This is a genomic window from Curtobacterium sp. 24E2 (assembly GCF_016925595.1).
Classification (GTDB): Bacteria; Actinomycetota; Actinomycetes; order Actinomycetales; family Microbacteriaceae; genus Curtobacterium.
In genome coordinates this window covers 2761880-2781742 of record NZ_CP068987.1, presented here as the reverse complement: position 1 = coordinate 2781742, position 19863 = coordinate 2761880, and the positions used below count along the sequence as shown (strand labels likewise).

20 protein-coding genes and 1 pseudogene are annotated in these 19863 nt (G+C 72.3%); 20 read left to right on the top strand and 1 reads right to left on the bottom strand.

Features of this window, described 5'->3' with window-relative positions; genetic code table 11:
- The 19 genes and pseudogenes from JN350_RS13655 (at nt 1) to JN350_RS13580 (ending at nt 18292) form a co-directional block, all read left to right on the top strand.
- Complete coding sequence (locus tag JN350_RS13655) at nt 1-264, top strand: F0F1 ATP synthase subunit epsilon (RefSeq protein WP_027465776.1); 264 nt, start codon at nt 1-3, stop codon at nt 262-264.
- Entirely contained in the window at nt 261-821 is a 561-nt protein-coding gene (locus JN350_RS13650) for a YaaA family protein (RefSeq protein WP_461964448.1), read from the top strand. The genes JN350_RS13655 and JN350_RS13650 overlap by 4 nt, the downstream gene beginning before the upstream one ends.
- Nucleotides 818-1030 carry a catalase gene (locus JN350_RS19635; RefSeq protein ID WP_240347330.1) on the top strand — a complete coding sequence of 71 codons (213 nt, stop codon included), beginning with the start codon at nt 818-820 and terminating at the stop codon, nt 1028-1030. Before JN350_RS13650 ends, JN350_RS19635 begins: the two co-directional genes overlap by 4 nt.
- A gap of 104 nt (nt 1031-1134) precedes the next feature.
- Nucleotides 1135-1713, top strand: coding sequence for a hypothetical protein (locus tag JN350_RS13645; protein WP_205462529.1), 579 nt, complete (start codon nt 1135-1137; stop codon nt 1711-1713).
- A 52-nt stretch (nt 1714-1765) separates the two neighbouring features.
- Nucleotides 1766-2503, top strand: coding sequence for an FHA domain-containing protein (locus JN350_RS13640; RefSeq protein WP_205462528.1), 738 nt, complete (start codon nt 1766-1768; stop codon nt 2501-2503).
- 3 nt (nt 2504-2506) lie between these two features.
- Nucleotides 2507-3328 carry a PP2C family protein-serine/threonine phosphatase gene (locus tag JN350_RS13635; protein WP_123294286.1) on the top strand — a complete coding sequence of 274 codons (822 nt, stop codon included), beginning with the start codon at nt 2507-2509 and terminating at the stop codon, nt 3326-3328.
- Nucleotides 3329-3466: 138 nt separating this feature from the next.
- Entirely contained in the window at nt 3467-4879 is a 1413-nt protein-coding gene (locus tag JN350_RS13630; protein ID WP_205462527.1) for a serine/threonine-protein kinase, read from the top strand.
- On the top strand, nt 4876-6693 hold the full coding sequence (locus tag JN350_RS13625; RefSeq protein WP_205462526.1) for an Ig-like domain-containing protein: 1818 nt from the start codon (nt 4876-4878) through the stop codon (nt 6691-6693). Before JN350_RS13630 ends, JN350_RS13625 begins: the two co-directional genes overlap by 4 nt.
- Nucleotides 6621-7535 (top strand): Ig-like domain-containing protein, encoded by a 915-nt coding sequence (locus tag JN350_RS13620; protein WP_205462525.1) that lies wholly within the window; start codon nt 6621-6623, stop codon nt 7533-7535. The genes JN350_RS13625 and JN350_RS13620 overlap by 73 nt, the downstream gene beginning before the upstream one ends.
- The gene (locus JN350_RS13615; RefSeq protein ID WP_205462524.1) at nt 7472-10726 is read left to right on the top strand and encodes an Ig-like domain-containing protein; all 3255 of its coding nucleotides are present in this window, start codon (nt 7472-7474) and stop codon (nt 10724-10726) included. The genes JN350_RS13620 and JN350_RS13615 overlap by 64 nt, the downstream gene beginning before the upstream one ends.
- Nucleotides 10727-10797: 71 nt before the next feature.
- The gene (locus JN350_RS13610) at nt 10798-11769 is read left to right on the top strand and encodes an AAA family ATPase (RefSeq protein ID WP_123294288.1); all 972 of its coding nucleotides are present in this window, start codon (nt 10798-10800) and stop codon (nt 11767-11769) included.
- Nucleotides 11766-12635, top strand: a complete 870-nt coding sequence (locus tag JN350_RS19630) for a DUF58 domain-containing protein (protein WP_240347329.1) — start codon at nt 11766-11768, stop codon at nt 12633-12635. The genes JN350_RS13610 and JN350_RS19630 overlap by 4 nt, the downstream gene beginning before the upstream one ends.
- Nucleotides 12575-13177 (top strand): DUF58 domain-containing protein, encoded by a 603-nt coding sequence (locus tag JN350_RS19625; RefSeq protein WP_240347328.1) that lies wholly within the window; start codon nt 12575-12577, stop codon nt 13175-13177. Before JN350_RS19630 ends, JN350_RS19625 begins: the two co-directional genes overlap by 61 nt.
- 11 nt (nt 13178-13188) lie before the next feature.
- Entirely contained in the window at nt 13189-15633 is a 2445-nt protein-coding gene (locus tag JN350_RS13600) for a TgpA N-terminal domain-containing protein (RefSeq protein ID WP_205462523.1), read from the top strand.
- Nucleotides 15630-15698: pseudogene (locus tag JN350_RS20990) on the top strand (zinc-ribbon domain-containing protein); the annotation flags it as partial. The gene JN350_RS13600 and the pseudogene JN350_RS20990, both read left to right, overlap by 4 nt.
- A gap of 123 nt (nt 15699-15821) precedes the next feature.
- Entirely contained in the window at nt 15822-16532 is a 711-nt protein-coding gene (locus tag JN350_RS13595) for a hypothetical protein (RefSeq protein WP_205462522.1), read from the top strand.
- 44 nt (nt 16533-16576) lie between these two features.
- Entirely contained in the window at nt 16577-17359 is a 783-nt protein-coding gene (locus JN350_RS13590) for a zinc ribbon domain-containing protein (RefSeq protein WP_205462521.1), read from the top strand.
- A gap of 23 nt (nt 17360-17382) precedes the next feature.
- Entirely contained in the window at nt 17383-17571 is a 189-nt protein-coding gene (locus tag JN350_RS13585; protein WP_205462520.1) for an FHA domain-containing protein, read from the top strand.
- Between the two features lie 70 nt (nt 17572-17641).
- Entirely contained in the window at nt 17642-18292 is a 651-nt protein-coding gene (locus JN350_RS13580; protein WP_205462519.1) for a hypothetical protein, read from the top strand.
- Between the two features lie 5 nt (nt 18293-18297).
- Here JN350_RS13580 and JN350_RS13575 read toward each other — a convergent pair whose 3' ends face one another.
- Nucleotides 18298-19290 carry an asparaginase gene (locus JN350_RS13575; RefSeq protein WP_205462518.1) on the bottom strand — a complete coding sequence of 331 codons (993 nt, stop codon included), beginning with the start codon at nt 19288-19290 and terminating at the stop codon, nt 18298-18300.
- A gap of 290 nt (nt 19291-19580) precedes the next feature.
- Between JN350_RS13575 and JN350_RS20985 the strand changes: the two genes are divergently transcribed.
- Nucleotides 19581-19859 (top strand): OsmC family protein, encoded by a 279-nt coding sequence (locus JN350_RS20985; RefSeq protein WP_461963055.1) that lies wholly within the window; start codon nt 19581-19583, stop codon nt 19857-19859.
- The last annotated feature ends 4 nt before the right edge of the window (nt 19860-19863 follow it).

Here is a 19863-nt window from a genome sequence, read left to right as displayed (position 1 = left end):
ATGGCGGGTCTCAGCGTGAGCGTCGTCTCGGCCGACCGTGAGGTCTGGTCGGGCGACACCACCATGGTCGTCGCACGCACGACAGAGGGTCAGATTGGCATCCTCGCGGGACACGAGCCGATGCTCGCGATCCTCGCGCAGGGTCAGGTGCGCATCACGCGGGCCGACGGGTCGACCGTCGCGGTCGACGCCGAAGACGGCTTCCTGTCGGTGGAGCACGACACGGTGACGATCGTCGCGCGGCAGGCCGCGCTGGCGTCCTGACCGGACTGACCGTCCTCCTCCCGCCTTCGGAGACGAAGCGGGAGGGCGGGGACACGAGCCGCACGCTCGATCTGCGTGCACTCTCGTTCCCGGAACTGGCCGAAGAGCGGGCCGCGGTGATCACCGCGGCCCGCTCCGTCAGTTCCGAGGAGTCCTCGGCCCGGACGGCTCTGAAGCTCGGCCCGAAGTCGATCGCCGAACGGTTCCGCAACCTCGAGCTCGACACGTCGGGCACGATGCCGGCGATCGAGCGGTACACAGGGGTGCTCTATGACCCGCTCGGCGCGCAGACCGCCGACGCGTCGACGCGGGCGTGGTGGCACGACCACGTCGTCGTGCAGTCGGCCATGTTCGGTCCGATCGGCGCTGGTGACCCGATCCCGGCGTACCGCTTGTCGCACGACTCCCGGCTCGGGACGGTCCGGCTGGCGTCGCACTGGCCCACGGCCTCGTCCCGGGTCCTGATCGAACGGGCGGACGGCCTGGTGCTCGATCTCCGGTCCGAGGGTACCGTCAGCTCGGTCCCCTCCCGCAGGCGGTCGCCCCGCGGGTCGTGAGCATCGACGGCTCCGGTCGGCGGCGGGCGTTGAACCACTGGAACAAGACCGCCAAGGGCCGACTGGTCGCGCTGCTCGCGCGCACCGGAGCGGTCGTCGCGACCATGGACGACCTGGTCGACTGGGCCGCCGCGCACGGCGTCGTGGTCGAACGCAGCGACTCCGGCTGGGACCTGGTCGCCGAGAGCCTGGAACCCGTCACCGCCTGACCATCGCCCCGGTCCGTCCTCCACAGGATGGGCCGGGGCGCTGCTGTCCACAGGTGGTCGGCTCGTGCCTGGCTGGAGGCCCGGATCAGGCTTCGATGGCGTGCATGATCCCCTTGACGGCACACACCCCCGACCACACCGCAGTCCGGTTCCCTCGCGAGATCGCGGCGGCGGTCACGCTCCCGGCAGCGGCCGCAGCGCTGGTCACGTCCGGCGTCGGCGCGGGCTCCCGCGTCGGCGCGATCGCGATCGTCACCGCCTGCGGTGCGCTGTCCACCCGCATGGCGCTCATCCCGTTCCTCGCCACCCGAGACCAGCCGGATCCGCGGGCCATCCGGGGGTTCGACCCGTTCGACGACCCGACGCCGCCGGCGTTGCACGGCATCGGACCGGAACCGGACCGCGCTCGTCTGCGCACGGCCGGCGACCGTTGTGCCGAGGCCTGGCGGGTCTGGTGCGCCGAGGGTCGTCAGGTGGACAGTACGGCCGGAGCCGCCGGTGCGCTCGCACTCGGAGCCTGGTGCGCGTGGGCGCTCGGGTCGTCGGCCCGCGCCGAGACTCGGGCGCGCTACGCCCTCGAGACCCGTGCCGACGACCCGCTCGCCGGGTTGGTCCTGCGCTCGGTCCTGGCCGGCAGCGCGCCGACGTGGGGCGGGCCCCGTCGTGACCGGCACCGATCGTGACCGGTGCGGACGGCCGTCGGCGCGGTGTGACGGGTCGACCGGATCGTCTACGGTGGAGGACACCACATCCGAAGGGCTCCGGTTGCGCGACGACGACATCGAGGACACCGTCATCCGGCGACCCCGCGGGTCGGACGGCGGCGATCGCTTCGACGACGTGCTCGGCGACACCGTCATCCGACCGCCCACAGAGCCGTCCGAACCGGTCGGCGACCGTGCCGACGAGCCTGCCGACGACGGAGCCGACCCGGAGGACACAGTCGTCCGCGCCCGTGTCCGGAGCGCCGTCGGACCGAGCGTGCCCGCCGGCGCCGCCACGGGCCTCCCGTCCGTCCCTGCCGCGCCCGCGGCGCGCGTGCCGTCGATCCGCATCGGCGACCGCACCTTCCGTCTGGACCACCCGGTCGTCATCGGACGGCGTCCGTCGCTGCCGCGGATCACCAGCGGCCCCGAACCGGAACTCGTGACGGTGCGGTCCGCCAACGGGCAGGTGTCGTCCTCGCACGTCCGCATCCACGCCGAGGGCGAAGCCGTGGTGGTGCAGGACCTGCGGTCCACGAACGGCACCGTCGTCCGACCGGCCGGCGCGCCGGTGTACCGCATGGCATCGGGTGCGTCGATCGTCGCGCTGACGGGTACGGTAGTCGAGGTCGGTGACGGCAACGCCATCGAGGTCCTCTCGCCGTACCTCCGGGTCGCACCGACGGCGGACGGGTTCCCACCGGTTCCCCCGTGGCCCACCGACCAGACAGCACACGGCACGCCCCGAACCCCCAGAGAGCGATCCTGAAACGTGACCGAACTCGGCCGAGCAGCCACTGCGCACGCCATCGACGTCCCCGGTGCCGACGGCGCCACCCTGACGCTCTCGTGGGGAGCCGCGACCGACGTCGGTCGTCGCCGTGACCACAACGAGGACAGCTACATCGTCGGGGCGCCGTTCTTCGTCGTCGCCGACGGCATGGGCGGACACCTCGCCGGCGACCGCGCGAGCGACGCCGTCGTGCGTCGACTCGAGCAGGTGACGCAGGAGCCCTTCACCACGCGGCAGGGCATCCAGCGCGCGCTGCTGCTCGCCACGGCCGACATCGAGCGTGCAGCCGGCGGCAACGCGATCGGAGCGGGCACGACCGTCACCGGCATCGCCCTGGTCGCGTCGCTCGGGCAGCCGGCGGCGCTCGTCTTCAACGTCGGCGACTCCCGGACCTACCGGATCGAGGACGGCGTGCTGCGCCGCGTCACCGTGGACCACTCCGTGGTGCAGGAGATGGTCGACGCCGGGTTGCTGCGGGCCGAGGACGCCGAACAGCACCCGGACAGCAACGTCATCACCCGCGCGGTCGGCTTCGGCGAACCGCCGGCGCCCGACTGGTGGACCCTGCCGCTCCGCGCGGGCGACCGGTACATCGTCTGCTCCGACGGCCTGACGAAGGAGCTCGGCGACGCCGGCATCGCGCGCATCGCGGCGCGGGAAGCCGGTGCGCAGGGGCTCGCCGAACGCCTCGTCGGCGACGCGGTCGTCGCCGGGGGACGCGACAACGTCACCGTCGTGGTGCTCCAGGTCGACGCCGCCCCGGACGACGGCGACCTCGAGGACACCCTGCCGCGGCACTGACCGCTGGCGCACGACCCCCGAACTGGGGAGTGCGCCCGTCCACAGGTGATCGGTGTGCGGATCGACGGTCACCGGCGCTTCGTACAATGACTGTGCCACGACGAGAGAGTTGGCCGCTCGGCCGGGGAGGAGATGGCGATGGCGCGTCGCCTGCCGTCCAACCCGCCCGTGATCGGCGGGTTCAGCCCCGTGCACGTCCTCGGTTCCGGTGGCTTCGCTGACGTCTTCCTCTACGAACAGGACATGCCGCGGCGTCAGGTCGCGGTGAAGGTCCTGCTCGACGAGGTCGTCGACGACCGCGTCCGCCAGATGTTCCAGGCCGAGGCCAACCTGATGGCCCGGCTCAGCACCCACCCGTCGATCCTGACGGTGTTCCAGGCGAGCGTCGCGGCCGACGGCCGTCCGTACCTCGTGATGGAGCTGTGCTCGTCGTCGCTCAGCGAGCGGTACCGGCGTGAGCCGATCCCGGTGTCCGAGGTGCTCTCGATCGGTGTCCGGATCGGGTCCGCCCTCGAGACCGCGCACCGCGAAGGCGTGCTCCACCGTGACATCAAGCCGTCGAACATCCTGCTCACGGCCTACGGCAACCCCGTGCTGTCCGACTTCGGCATCGCGGCGACCATCGGCGGGACCGACCCGGACGAGCCCATCGGCATGTCGATCCCGTGGTCGGCGCCCGAGGTCCTGATCGACGAGTCCCGGGGCACGATCCAGTCCGAGGTGTACTCCCTCGCCGCCACCGTGTACTCCCTGCTCGCCGGCCGCAGCCCGTTCGAGGTCCGGGGCGGCAAGAACGGTGCGAGCGACCTGATGAGCCGGATCGACAAGGGCGGCGTCAAGCCCACCGGTCGGACCGACGTCCCACCGTCGCTCGAGCGCCTGCTCGCCACCGCGCTGTCCCGCAAGGTGCCGTCGCGCCCGACGACCGTGCTCGAACTCGTGCGCGGGTTCCAGCAGGTCGAGGCCGAGCTCGGGATCCCGCAGACCGCGGCCGACGTCGCGGTCGAGGCGTGGGCCATCGCGACCCCGACCCCGGAGGGCGACCGGACCATGATCCGTGAGCTCCAGCCGCCGTCGCGGGTCGGCGCCCGCCGCCGCACCCGTCGCGCGGTCCAGGGCGGCGTCGTCGCCGGTGGTTCGCAGAGCGTCGGCACCGTCCACCGCACCGGATCGGTCACCCGTGCGCGACGACGCACCCGGTCGACGCTCGTCTGGGCGACGTCCCTCGCCGTCGTCGTGGTCGCCGCCCTCGCGATCGCGACCGTGGTCGTCGTCGGGCGGCTCGGCGCCGGGGCGATCCCCGTGGTGGCGGACGTCCGCGCACAGCCCTCAGCGCAGGCGGTGTCGTTCTCGTGGGCGGACCCGGGTCTGCAGAGCGGTGACACCTACGTCATCTCGTCGAACGGCGCGTCCAGCCAGCAGACCGGCACCACGTTCGTCGTCTCCGGGCAGCGCGGCGACGAGGAGTGCATCTCCGTCGCGGTCAACCGCGACGGCAAGACCGGTGCAGCGAGCGCGCAGAAGTGCGCGACCGTCGGGAGCACCGGGTGATCCGCGCGCTCGTCGCGAAGCACCGATCCGCCGCCGTCACCACCGGGGTCTCCGTCCTGGTCGCCGCGGTCGTCGCGACGACCGCGATCGTCTCGACCGGGTACCACACGCAGCGCGTCGACCTCGGGGACGGCACCGTGTGGGTGCCCTCCGCCGAGTACGGAGCGGTCGGACGGGCCAACACCGGCGTCCTCCAGCTGAACACCGCCGTCGAGACCGCGAGCGACGACCTGTCCGTGCTGCAGCGCGGGTCCATGGTCTACAGCGTCGACCAGACCAAGGGGACCGTGGCCAAGGTCGACGTCGCCGACGCCACCGTCGGCGATGCCGTGACCCTGCCCGCGGGGACACCGCAGGTCTTCTTCGCGGGGGACACCGCGGTGATCGGCAACCAGGACACCGGTGAGCTGTGGGCGACGCCTGCGGCCGACCTCGCCGAGTTCGACGCCTCGACCAAGGCCGACCTGACGCTCGGGGCGGACACCGTCTTCGACGCGTCGGACGGACACGTCGCGGTGTACTCGGCGAAGACCGGCACGGCATCGCTCGTCGACGTCGGGTCGACGCTGTCCGTCGACCAACGGTGGAAGGTCGACATGGACCGCACCGACGACTTCCAGGTCGCTACCTTCGACGGCCACCTGGCCGTGCTCGACCGCACCAGCGGCGCCCTGTCGATCGACGGCCGCACCGTGGAGCTGGGGGACCGGGTCGGCGCGTCACCCGCGCTCCAGCGATCGTCGGACACCTCGTCCGACGTCACCGTCGCGGGCACCGCCGGACTCGTCCGGGTCAGTGCCTCGGGATCCGTCGACGCCACCGCGCTCCAGGTCTCCGGGCGCGCGGCGCGCCCCTACGTCGACGGGTCCTGCACCTACGCGGCATGGGCCGGTGGTCAGGCGATCGACACCTGCGACGGCACCGCGCTCCAGCGGCTCGCGAGCACCGGTGGGACGAGCACGATGCAGATCCTGCACAACGGGCAGACCGTCGTCGCCAACGACCCCTCGAGCGGTCGTTCGTGGGCGATCGACCGCAGTGGCCAGCTCATCGACAACTGGGCCGACCTCATCAAGCAGGACGACGAGCAGCAGCAGGAGCAGGTCTCCGACGACGACCCCGAGGTGGACAAGGACCAGAAGCCGCCGGTGGCGGTGGACGACGACCTGGGCGCTCGTCCGGGACGCACCACGAGCCTCCCGGTCCTGCTCAACGACTACGACCCGAACGGTGACCCGATCATCGTGAGCGAGGTCGGGTCCATCTCTGAGTCCGCCGGCCGGGTCGCCATCGTCGCCGACGGCCAACGGCTGCAGGTGACGCTGTCGTCGCGCGCGACCGGTACCGTGACCTTCCCGTACACGATCACCGACGGCAACGGCGGGTCGGACACCGGGACCGTCCGTGTCACGGTGCGGCCGGAATCGCAGAACGAGGCCCCGCGGCAGGTGCGCGACACCTCCGCGGACGTGGTGCAGAACGGCCACGTCGTCAGCAGCGTGCTCGGCGACTGGGTCGACCCGGACGGCGACCCGGTGTACCTGAAGTCCGCGACCGCCTCGGACGGCGACCGGGTGTCGACCACCCCGGACGGCCTGCTCGACTTCCGCGCGGACAGCGGCCGGACGGGCGACCGTGCCGTGCAGCTCGTCGTGAGCGACGGACGCGCCGACGGCCGCGGCTCGGTGACCGTGCGCGTGGCGAAGCAGGGAGTGTGCCGCTGCGTGCCGACCCGTTCCCGGTGCAGGGCTACGCAGGCAAGGCCCTCACGGTCGAGCCGCTCGACCACGTCCGGGGCGGCAACGGCACCGTGACCCTCACGAGCGTGTCGTCGTCGGCCGGGCTGACGGTCACCCCGAGCTACGACGCCGGTACCTTCCGGGTGCAGGGTGCGAGTGCCGGCGACCACCAGCTCGAGTACACCGTCACCGACGGTGTGAAGACGTCGAGCGGCATCGTGCGCGTCACGATCCTCGCCCCGCCGGACGCCTCGACCGCGCCCATCACGACCCCGAAGACGGTCTTCGTCAACACCCTGTCGAGCAAGGACACCGACGTCACCGCGACCGACATCGACCCCGCGGGCGGAGTGTTGCTCGTCACCGCCCTCGACGGACCGGAGCGGGGCAGCGGCGTCCAGGCGAGCATCCTCGACCAGCACACCGTGCGCGTCACGCTGACCGCACCGCTCGACGGGCCGGTGTCCTTCGGCTACACCGAGACGAACGGACTCGCGTCGTCCACCGGCACGATCACCGTCGTCGAGATCCCCAAGCCGGACCGGATCCAGCCGCCCGTCGCCCAGCCCGACAGCGCGACCGTCCGGGTCGGCGACGTCGCGAACATCGACGTCCTCGACAACGACACCCAGCCCGAGGGTGAACCCCTGACGCTCGAGCCCGAGCTCGTGCAGAACGTGCCCGGCGACGGCGGCCTGCTGTTCGCCTCGGGTGACCACCTGCGCTACCTCGCGCCGAAGACCCCCGGCAACTACACCGCCGTCTACCGGGTAGCAGGCCCGGACGGCCAGTACGCCGACGCCGCCGTCTCGATCTCGGTGCGCGAGCGGGACGCCGCGACGAACAACCCCCGGTGCCGCAGACCGTCACCGCCCGCGTCGTGGCCGGTTCGTCGGTGCGGATCTCGGTGCCGCTGAACGGCATCGACCCGGATGGCGACTCCGTGCAACTCGTCGGCGTCGGGTCGAACCCGGACAAGGGCTCCGTCACCGACGTCGCGTCCGACGCCCTGACCTACGAGGCGGGCGACTACTCGGCCGGCACCGACGAGTTCACCTACACCGTGGTCGACGCCCTGGGCGCGCGTGCCACCGGCACCGTCCGCGTGGGCATCGCGCCCCGGGCCGAACAGGCGTCGAACCCCGTCGCCGAGGCCGACCACGTGACCATCCGCCCCGGCGGGTCGGTGACCGTCCGGGTGCTGCAGAACGACTCCGACCCCGAGGGCGGCCAGCTCACCGTGTCGGCGGCCGAGCCCACCGCCGACGACGTGTCGGCGAAGATCCTGCGGAAGCAGCAGATCCGGGTCACACCCCCGAAGACCGCGAAGTCGGGCGACTACGCCGTGCTCTACACCGTCGCGAACGCGAGCGGGGGATCGAGCACCGCGTTCCTCACCGTCACGGTCGACCCGGACGCGCAGCCCCTCCGCCCCGAGGTCGACGACACCACCCTGGACCTGCAGGACATCCTGCGGCGCGAGAGCGTGACCGTCGACGTGCTCGAGAACGTCTTCTTCGCCGAGGGCACCGCTGCCGACCTGCGCGTCGGGATCGTGGACGGCTACGGCGACACCGCGCGGCTCACCGACGACGGACGGATCACGGTCCGGCTCACCGACGAGTCCCAGGTCATCCCGTTCTCGGTCGCACGGGTCGACCACCCCGACATCGTGTCCTACGGCTTCATCAACGTCCCCGGGTTCGACGACGCCCTGCCGCAGATCAACCGCTCGGCCGGTGCCGTCACCGTGAAGAGCGAGGCCACGGTCCGCATCCCGCTCGAGGACTACGTGGTGACCGCGAACGGCCAGACGGCGAAGATCACGGACCGCGGCACGGTGAAGGCGACGCACGCGAACGGCCAGAGCCTGGTCGTGGACTCGTCGACGCTGCAGTTCACCTCGTCGAAGCTCTACTACGGCAACGCGTCCATCTCGTTCGAGGTCACCGACGGCTCCGCGGCGAACGGGGGCAAGGGCCGCGTCGCGACCCTCGTGCTGCCGGTCACCGTGACACCGCGGTCGAACCAGCCGCCGGCGTTCACCGGTTCGGCGGTCGAGATGCAGCCGGGCGAGACCCGGACCGTCGACCTGACCAAGCTCACCGACTACCCGTACCCGAAGGACCTGCCGGAGCTGCGCTACTCCGTGGTGAGCAGGCCGACCAGCGGTGCCACCGCGACGATCTCCGGCCAGCAGCTGACCATCGCCGTGCCGGACACCGCGAAGAAGAACACGACGGCGTCGATCGGCATCGGCGTGCAGGACGACGCCAACGCCGGACGTGCCGGCACCGTGACCGTCGGCGTGGTGGCGTCCACCCGACCGCTCGTGCAACCCGGCGCCGACAGGTCGATCACCAAGCGTGGTGCGACCACGACCATCGACGTCCTGACGAACGACCAACCGACCAACCCGTTCCCCGGTGAGCGGCTGCGCGTCGTGAACATCCGCGGGCTCTCCGGCGGGCTGCCGAGCGGTGTCTCGGTGACGCCGAGCGCCGACCGCTCCCGCCTGCAGGTCCGGGTCTCCGACAACGCGAAGCCCGTCGACGCCCACCTGCAGTACCAGGTCGCGGACGCCACGAACGACCCGGACCGGTACGTGTGGGGCGACGTCACAGTCTCCGTGCAGGACGTCCCCGACGCCCCGGGCACACCGACCCGCACCGGCTCGTACGACGGCGGCCAGGCCACGCTCACGTGGTCGACGCCGCAGGGGAACAACTCGCCGATCACCGGGTACCGCGTGACGGGCACGAACGGCGTCTCGAAGAACTGCGGCACCGCGACCGTCTGCACGCTGACCGGGCTCGACCCGAAGGCGTCCTACCGTTTCCAGGTCGTCGCCACCAACGCGATCGGCGACTCGAAGCCGTCGGGCAGCTCCGCCCCGATCAGTGCGGACTTCGTGCCGGCGCCGCCGAAGGGCATCACCGTCACGCCGAACGCGTCGACGCCCAACCAGCTCGACGTCAAGTGGAGCGCCGTCGCCGCTCCGAACCGGGGCAGCGCGGTCGACAACTACGTCGTGACGATCGAGGGTCCGGGGCTGTCCGACACCCGCAACACCGGCACCGCGACGAACACCTCGTTCTCCGGAGCCCAGAGCGGCAGTCCGTACACCGTGAAGATCTCGGCGCGGAACGGAGCAGATCGCAACGGCACGGTGGTGCAGTGGAACTCGGCGTCGGCGAGCGGCAGCGCGGTCGGCACCCCCGGCAAACCGACGAACGTGCAAGCTGTGGCTGCAGACCAAGCGGACTCGTCAGGTCGGTCGACCGTGACCGTCACCTGGGGTGCTCCGGATGCCGCTGGCGGATCCGGACTTCGCTACGGCGTCTTCCGGTCGGGCAACGTCGACTGCTCTGCCAATCCCTCTGGTTCCCTCGGAACGTCCAGTCCGACACGCGACTCGGGCGTCGGCGGCGGCTCGACGCGCTACGCCGTGACCGTCTCCAACGGGTACTTCTGCAATGTCGAGTACACCGACGCCGTGACCTACGAGCGCCCGACCGGAACCGGGCGTCCGTCGATCGACGTGACCCCGGTCGGTAAGAACCTCTGGAACGTCAGCATCACCGCACCCTCGCGGAGTGCTCACCACTACCAGCTGGAGACGGGCGGTCAGCCCATCTCCCTGCAGCCCGGGCAGACCTGGACGGGTGTTCCGGGATCGGGTGCCCGGAACGTCTCGGCGCAGATGGTGCTGCGCGCTTGTGGCGGCCCCGGCAGCTCGTTCTGCACGACCGACGACCAGTCCTGGACCGGCAGCGCGACCGCTCTCGATGCGAACATGTCCGTGGTCGCCGCTCAGCAGGAGCAACCGCTCACGGTCGCCGGGCCGACCGGGGCTGGCGTATCGGTGCGGTTCACCGCGAGCTGGTACCTGACGGACGACGGCACCGGCATCTCCACCACCGCGAGCTGGGATGCGGGTAGCCCCGCACCGACACCACCGGCCCTCGCGAAGTCAGTGCGTGTCCGAGCGCTCGTGACAGCGACGGACGGTTCCAGCTCGACGCAGACCGGCGACAACACGGAGGCGTTCCCCATCGCGGCAGCCCCCGAGCCCCAACAACCCGATCCGGAACCCGCCCCGGGCTGACCCCGCCCAGCCGCCCTTCCGCCGTACGCTGCACCCACCGCCATCCCCCGAGACGACGAGGACCACCCCGCATGAGCATGACCCCGGAGCAGGCCACCTGGTTCGCCGACGTCGCAGGCCGCATCGTGACCAACGTCGAGCAGGTGCTCCTCGGGAAGACGTTCGTGATCCGCCTCGCGGTGACCGCGATGCTCAGCGAGGGCCACCTGCTCCTCGAGGACGTCCCCGGCACGGGCAAGACGAGCCTGGCGCGGGCGATGGCGCAGAGCGTGCAGGGGACGACGAACCGCATCCAGTTCACCCCCGACCTGCTGCCCGGCGACATCACCGGCATCAGCGTCTACGACCAGCGCACGCAGGAGTTCGACTTCCACCGCGGCCCGGTCTTCGCGAACATCGTCCTCGCCGACGAGATCAACCGTGCGAGCCCGAAGACGCAGTCTGCCCTGCTCGAGGCGATGGAGGAGTCGGCGATCACGGTCGACGGCGTGAACCACCGCCTGGCGGCCCCCTTCATGGTCATCGCGACGCAGAACCCCATCGAGCAGGCCGGCACGTACCGTCTGCCCGAGGCGCAGCTCGACCGGTTCCTCATGAAGACCTCGATCGGCTACCCCGACCACGCCGCCACCGTGAAGATCCTCGAGACCTCGTCGGCTCCGTCGGCATCGGTTCCGCTCGCGAGCGTCGTGCCCGCGGCGACGATCACCGAGATGGCTGCGCTGGCCCGTACGGTGCACGTCGACGCCGTCATCGCCGACTACGTCGCACGGTTGGTCGACGCGACGCGTTCGGCCAGTGAAGTCCGCCTGGGCGTCAGTGTCCGCGGCGCGATGGGCCTCATCCGTTCGGCACGCGTGCTCGCCGCGCTGAGCGGCCGCCACTACGTCACGCCGGACGACGTCAAGGCCCTCGCCGTCCCGGTGCTCGCGCACCGCCTGGTGCTCGACGCCGAGGCGGAGTTCGACGGTGTCAGCGCGCCCAGCGTCATCGCACAGCTGCTGGTGGAGACGCCGCCGCCGGCCGACCGAGTCACGACGTGACGGACCGCCGGCCCGTCTCCACGCGCTCACGCCGTCCGTCCTCGACGCGGTCGCGTCGCGGGACGACGGCGTACGAGCGCACGGGGACGGTCGCCGGCCTGACCAACGTCCGCTCACGGATCGTCGGTGACCGCGAAGGCGTCGCCGCGGATGCGGTCGTCGGGATCGTCCGGGTCTGGGCAACGGCCTGGAGGCTCGTCAAGCGTTCCTGGGGCGAGGTCTCGTCCGTCGTCACCGGGCTCGGGTGGACGGTCGCGGCCCTCACGCTCGTCGCGTTCGTTGCCGGCTACCGGTTCGGCCTGCGGGAGATCGTCGTCGTCGGGTTCGCAGGAGCGGTGCTCGTCGTCGTCGCGGCCATCGCGCTCATCGGCCGCACGCGGCTGGTGATCCGGATGCGCCTGCCGCAGCACCGAGTGGCGGTCGGCGACGAGGCCGGCGTGGTCGTCACGGCGGAGAACCCCACGCGTCTGCCCTCGGTGCCGACGACGGTCGAGGTGCCGGTCGGCCCGGGCCTCGTCGACGTCGCGATCCCGGCGATCGGCGCGCACGGCACGTTCGAGCAGCTGGTGCCGGTGCCGACCGTGCGCCGCGGCGTGCTCGACGTGGGTCCGGTCACCGGTGTCCGCGCCGACCCGGTCGGGCTCGTCCGGCGCGAAGTCGTCTGGACCGCTCGCGAACAGGTCATCGTGCACCCGCGCACGATCGCGATCCCGTCGACGAGCACCGGGCTGGTGCGCGACCTCGAGGGCAGGCGACCACCGACCTGTCGCCGGCCGACATCGCGTTCCACGCCATCCGCGAGTACATGCCCGGTGACGACCCCCGCACCATCCACTGGAAGTCGACGGCGAAGTCGGGCGCGCTGATGGTGCGCCAGTTCGAGGACACGCGCCGCTCGCACCTCGTCGTGGCGCTCGGCATCGCCCGGTCCGAGTTCGGGGACGACGAGGAGTTCGAGCTCGCGGTGAGCGCTGCGGCGTCGCTCGGTGCCCGTGCGATCCGCGACGGCCGGGAGGTCTCGGTCGTGGTGTCGGAACGCACCCCGGAGTTCGCGAAGCGTGCCGTCTACGCGGTGCGGACGCTGCCGACGGTCACCCCGACGCGACTGCTCGACGACTTCGCCTCGGTCGGACTCGCCGATGCGTGCCTGCCCATCGCCGAGGTCTCCCGGATCGTCGGCAGCGACACCGAGGGCATCTCGGTGGCGTTCCTGGTCGTCGGTTCGACGATTGGGCTGCCGGCGCTCCGGCTCGCGGCGACGCGCTTCCCCGTGGGGGTCGAGGTCGTCGCGGTGATCTGCGAGCCTGAAGCGCAGCCACGGTTCCTGCGGGTCGCGGGGCTGACCGTTATGACCATCGGCTACCTGGACGACCTCCGGCACGCCCTGCACCGATCGGCCGCCGCGTGAGCGCCGTTCCGGTGAGCACCCCGACGCCGCCCGCGGAGCGTGCCCGTCGGTCGACCCGGCGTTCCGATCGCCGCGACGCCCGGCGGCTCGTGCCGTTCCGTCTGGCCGGCGGGACCCTCGTCGTGTGGCTGCTGCTCGCGGTCGCGAGCGTGTCGTGGTGGCCGGTCTACCGTGACGACTCGATGATCGTCGCGGCGGTGACCGCGATCGTGTTCGGCACCCTCGTCGCCCTCGTCGGCGCGGTCCTGCGACTGCCGCTGGTCGTCGTGGCGATCGCGACGGTGGCGGCGTTCACGCTCGCCGGTGTGCCGGCAGCCGTGCCCGGTCAGGCGAACGGGGTCCTGCCCACGGGCCCGGGCCTGCTCGCGCTGTTCGCCGGTGTCGCGCTCGGGTGGAAGCAGCTGGTGACCATCAGCCTGCCGGTCGGTTCGTACGAGGCGCTCCTCGTGCCGTACTTCGTGACGCTCCTCGTCGCCACGGTGACGGCCGTGAGCGTGGCGACCCGGGCCTCCAGGCAGGAACTCGCGAGCATCCCGGCACTGGTGCTGTTCGCGATCGGGGTGGTCGTCGGGCCGAGCCGGCTGGACACGTCGATCGTGACGGCAGTCGTGCTCGTCGCCATCGCGCTCGTCTGGGCGCTGACAGTGCGGCACGCACGTCGCGCGGTCGCCGTGGCGACCACGATCGGTTCGTCGGTGCCGATCGCACGGTCCGTCGTTCGCCCGGCGCTCGTCGGCACGGGGACGATCGTCGCGGCGGCCGTCGTCGCGACGGGGCTCGGGCTCGTCGCGCCGCCGACCAACGAGCGCACCGTGGCCCGCACGGACGTCGTGAAGCCGTTCGACCCCCGCGACTACGTCAGCCCGCTGAGCGGCTTCCGGGCGTACGAAGAGCAGAGCGCGGCGGACACCGCACAGCTCCGGGTCACCGGACTACCGGAGAACGGGTTCGTGCGCATCGCGACGCTCGACAGCTACGACGGTGTGGTCTACCGCGTCGGCGGGTCGGACGGCTCCTCGTCGTCGGGGACGTTCGAGCGGGTGCCGACGTCGGTCGACGTCCGTGGCGTGGACGGCACCAGGGTGCGCGTCGGGGTGACCGTCGACGGCTACAGCGGCGTCTGGCTGCCGACGGTCGGGGACCTGGAGCGCGTCGACTTCACCGGGACCGACGCCGACGACGAACGCGGGTCCTTCTTCTTCAACGGCTCGACGCAGACGGGGGCCGTGGTCGGCGGTGTCCGCGAAGGCACTTCCTACGATCTGACCGCCGTGGTCCCCGACCAGCCGACGGACGAGCAGCTCGCAGCGGCCCGCCCGGGCAGCGCCGCGGTCCCGACGGCGCGCGACGTGCCGGACGCCGTCCGCGAGACGGTCGAGGCGACGACCGACGCCGATGCGACGTCGGGTGCGAAGCTCGTCGCGGTGATCCAGGCACTCAAGCGCAACGGGTACGTCAGCCACGGCGTCGGTGACGATCGGATGAGCCGTTCGGGGCACGGCGCCGACCGCATCCAGGAGCTCCTGACGTCGCCGCTGATGATCGGCGACCAAGAGCAGTACGCCGCCGCCGCTGCGCTGATGGCCGACGAGCTCGGGTTCCCGGCACGGGTGGTCATGGGCTTCACAGCCGGCGGCGACTCGGGGTCCGGCGGGGCGTCGGCGAGCGGGGGCACGACGACGTTCCGCGGCTCGGACGTCACCGCGCGCATCGAGGTCGACACCGCGCAGTGGGGGTGGGTGATGCTCAACCCGAACCCGAGTGTCCGTGAGATCCCGAACGAGCAGCAGCAGACGCCGCAGCCGGTGACCCGTCCGGAGACCGTCGTGCCGCCGCCTCCCGTCGACCAGCAGGACCAGGACCAGCAGGCGCCGCCGCAGAGCGACCGGAACACGCCGCCCGTGCAGCCGCTGTGGTTGCAGATCCTGCTCGCAGTGCTGCCCTGGGTGCTCGGTGCACTGGGGCTGATCGCCCTCGTGCTCCTGCCGTTCGGGGTGATCGTCCTGCTGAAGCGGGTCCGCCGCCGACGGCGCCGGCGTGCTCCGACGCCGCGCGGTCGCATCGTCGGGGCCTGGGACGAGTACCGCGATGCGCTCCTCGACCGTGGCCACGACGTGGCCGGATCGGCCACACGACGCGAGACGGTGGCCGGTGCTCCCGGTGAGGGCGGGACCGGACTGGCTGCCCTCGCCGACCGGGCGGTGTTCGGCCCGAGCGACGTCGACCAAGCCGCCGCCGACCGGATGTGGTCGGCGACGGACGATGCGGTGGGCACGCTGCGCACCGGTCGGACGCGCCGTGAACGCTTCCGCACCGCCGTGTCGCTCAGGTCCCTGCGCGGAACCGATCGGCCGCGCACGACCACCGGTCAGGGCTCGGCGAGACGCGGTGACTACGATGGTTGGAGGCCTGACGAGCGTCGTGGACGGCCGAGTGAGGACAGAGGCAGACCGTGATCAGATGCGAACACTGTGGATCGATGCTCCCGGAGGGGGCGATCTTCTGCGGTGAGTGCGGACGTGCGGTGACCGCCGGAGCGAGCCGTCGGCCGGTCGCTGCGACCCCCGTCGAGCAGGCGCCGCCGCCGCCCCTGCAGCAGCCCGATTCCCACGGCCGTCGCTCCGATCCCGCGGCCGATGCATGGTTGCCCGAGTCGACCCTCGACCCAGCCACCCGTGCGTGGCTGACCGGTGCCGACCGCCGCAGCACCGAGCCACCGGCCGCGGTGCCCGTCCAACGCCCCGACGACCTCGCCCCGCGCGAGGCTCCGTCGCACGTGCACGGTGCGGGCTCCGGCCTCGGGGACTGGCCGAACGCGGCCGCGCAGCCCGGCGCAGCACCAGCCCAGGACGAACCGCCACTGGACCCGGACGCCTACCGCTCCGAGTCCGCAGACGTCCTCGCCGACGACCCCGAGCGGACCCGGTTGGCCCCCGTCGACGACCGTTCCGCGACCCCGCCGCCTGCTGACGAGGCGCCGGCACCCGTGTGGGCGCCGCCGGTCGCTCCGGCCCCGCCCGCAGCGCCGGCCGGCCCGTCCTGGTGGGTCGGCCGCGGTGCCACCACCGAGGCTGCGCAGCCCGCGTCCGGAGCCGAGTCCGCTCCCGTCGTCCCGCCGGTCCCGAGTGCACCGGCCGCCGCTGAAGACACGCCTCACGACACGCTCGACGACACCGAGGCGTCCCCGCGCGCGACGGACGACGCGCCCGTGCACGTCGAGACCGACGGCGCCCACGACACGTCGTCCACCCGCTCCGGCGAGCCCGTCCAGGAGGGTGCGCTCGACCAACCGACCGCCGCCGCGCCCGTCGTGTCGCCGCCGCAGCCGGGGACACCGCCGTCGTCGAGCCCCTGATCGACCGCCGACCGCCTCGGCCCGCGCCGCTCGTCACGCCGGGCATGCACGCCACGACCATCTGCCACGTCTGCGGCAACCGCCTCGAGCCCGACGACATCTTCTGCGGCGAGTGCGGAGCAGTCCGTCCCGCCGTGACCGCCGCGTTCACCGGACCGGTCGTGCCGCTGCCGATGGCGCGTCCGGACTGGGCGACCGAGCACTCCGACGTGGAGTCGGCCGGCGCCGGCGGGTCGTCGTCGACCGACGTGCCGGACGACGAGATCCCGGTCGAGGCGACCGCGGACGACCAGACCACGAGCGACGAGACCGGTTCCGACGAGAACGGGTCCGTCGAGAACGGGTCCGTCGAGGCCGTGGCCGACGAGACCGCCGCCGACGACGAGTCGGCCCTGCCGGACAGCGAGGCCTCGCGCCCGGGTGGGCGTCCTCGCGGCGCCCACGCAGCGCCGGTGACCGAGCCGTCCGAGCCGTCCGGGCCCGAGTACGCGGCACCGCACGGAGCACCGCAGGATGCCGAACCGTCCTGGGCTCCGCCGGCGCAGGCCCCGCATGCCCCGCAGGCCCCGCTCGCCGCGCCGCTGCCACCGGTCCCCGGCGCGACGGCACCTGAGCTCCCGCTCCCGCCGTCGGATCGTCCTCGGGCCAGTGCGGACGCCGACGAGCTCGACGAGGACGTCGACGAGACCCGCATCGTCTCGAAGACCCCGACGCGCGCGCCGTTCCTGCTGCACTTCAGCACCGGCGAGCGGTTCGGCGTCCACGGCACCGGACTGCTCGGTCGTCTGCCCCGTCCGCAGCCGGGGAGCGCTACGACGACCTGCTGACCGTCCACGACCCGGGCAAGTCGGTGTCGAAGACCCACCTCGAGCTCGGCCGCGACGGTGACGACCTGTGGGTGTCCGACCGGTTCTCCGGCAACGGCACCGTCGTCCGGCACATCGACGGTTCGATCCGTCGCTGCGAGCCCGGCCGTCGGTACCGCGTGGAGCGCGGTGCCCGGGTGGACATCGGCGAGCAGTTCTTCCTCGTGCAGTAGCGCTGCCGGACTTCTCCACAGATCGGTCGTCGGCGTCCCGGCGGCGCCGCCGTCCTGTTGCGATGGAGGCATGACCCTGTTCGCAGCTCGGTGCGTCCTGGTCGGGACGGCCGTCGTGCTCGTCCTCGCCGGGGTGTTCGTGCCCCTCGACGGCGCCTCCCGTGCGGTGGTGTTCGCAGCCGCCGGGTGCTGCGCGGTGCTCGACGTCCTGCTGCACCGGTCCGGCGCAGGCGGGCCCCGCGAACCGGAGTCGCTGTCCGGTGACGACGCCGCAGCGCCGATCGAGCCCCTCGGTCCGAGCGCACCCGGACGGCTCCTGCTCGGCCACGGCCCGGACGGTGTCCCGTGGGAGACCGACGTGGCCGGTCACGTCGTGGTCGTCGGCACCGGGGCACTCGCCGCCGCGGTGTTCCGGGCGATCGCCGAACAGCTCCGCGCCACCGCCGACCCGTGGGACGACCTCCGCGCAGCCGGCAGGATCGGAACCCTCGCTGGCGACGGTGCGGCGCTACCCGACGGTACGGCGGTGCTCGCTCGCCTCGACCGCTCCGGACGTCCGAGCGGCACGGTTGTGCTCGTCCCGGGTCTCGGCGCGATGCCACGGCTGTGGGACGCAGCGGTCGAGGTCACCCGCTACGGCTGCACCGTGCGTCGCCCACCCGACCGACGCGGTGTCACGGTCAGACCGGTGCTCCCGGTGCTCCCTGAACTCGTCGGGTGACGGACTCAGCGCAAGCCGGAGCCGACCCGGACCACGCCGACCGGCACGCCACCGCCGAGCACCTGCTCACTCGTCGCCGTCAGGACACCGGCCACGCCGTCGGCACCCACCAGCCCGTTCCGCTGCAGCAGGGTGAGCGCTGCGAGGGTGCCCGCACGCTGCGACCCGTCCAGCACCTTCACCGCGACCGCGGCCCCACCGGGCAGCCCCATCACCATGACGCCCTCGGCACCGAGCTTCGCCAGGACCTGCAGCCGCTCGATCGTGACGGTGTTGGCCCGCCCGACTCCGTCGATCGCCCACGGGTGCGCCAGGACTGCGTCGGTCAGCGCCGCGGAGTCGTCGTCCGCCCGAGCGACGACGCCGGCGAACCCGCGTGCCAGTCCGGACAGCGTGAGCGGGAACACGGGGGCACCGCAGCCGTCGGTGCCGACCAGGTCGACCGTCTCGTTCGTGTACTCCTCGACCACCGAGCGGACGCGCTGCTGCATCGGGTGCTCGATGTCCAGGTACGTCGCTTCGTCCCACCCGTTGACGCGGCAGGCGGCGAGCATGCCGGCGTGCTTGCCCGAGCAGTTCATCGCCAGGCGCCGGGGGCCGTCCATCGTCCGTCCGGTCGCGCGGTCGAAGGGCATGTCCGGCGGGCACCCGAGGTCGGCTTCGACGTGGTCGAACGACTCGAGCATGTGCAGCGCGAGGGCCTGGTGCGCGGCGGTACCGGCGTGGCTCGCGGTGGTGAGGACGAGTTCCTCGTCGGAGAACAGTGCACCGGCTCGGCGGACGGCCAGGGCCTGGAACGGCTTCATCGTCGAGCGCGGGTAGATGCTGGCGGCGACGTCGCCGACCGAGTCGACCACGGCACCCGCGGAGTCGACCACGACCCCGGCGCCGATGTGCCGGCTCTCGTCGAACCCCGACCGGTCGAGGACCGCGAGTTCGACCGACCCGTCGGCGGTGAGAGGATGGCGATCAGTGCGGACTTCGTGGCTCACCGTCATGCCGCCATGCTAGCCAGGGCGGACGACCGCCAGTGACGCCGACGAAGGGGCAGTACCCGTGCAGGACCACACCTACGAGGTCTCCGTCAGCTGGACGGGAGACCGCGGCACCGGTACCTCCGGCTACCGCGACTACGGGCGCGAGCACGTGGTCTCGGCGGTCGGCAAGCCCGACGTGGCCGGCTCGGCCGACCCCACGTTCCGCGGTGACCGCGACCGCTGGAACCCGGAGGAACTCGTCGTCGCCGCGCTGGCCCAGTGCCACATGCTCAGCTATCCTGCACGTCGCGGTGACCCAGGGCTTCACCGTCGTCGACTACCGCGACACGGCCACGGCGTCGCTGAACCTGAACCGCGACGGCTCGGGCGAGCTCACCGGGGCGACGCTGCACCCGGTCGTGACGATCCTCGAGGCGGACCGGGTCGCCGACGCCGAGGCCGCCCACGCCACGGCCAACCAGCTCTGCTTCATCGCCCGGTCGGTGTCGTTCCCGGTGCACCACGAGGCCGAGACCGTCGTCCGTGCTGCGACATTGGCAGGGGACTCTTCAGCGGGTGGGGCAGACTAGGTTC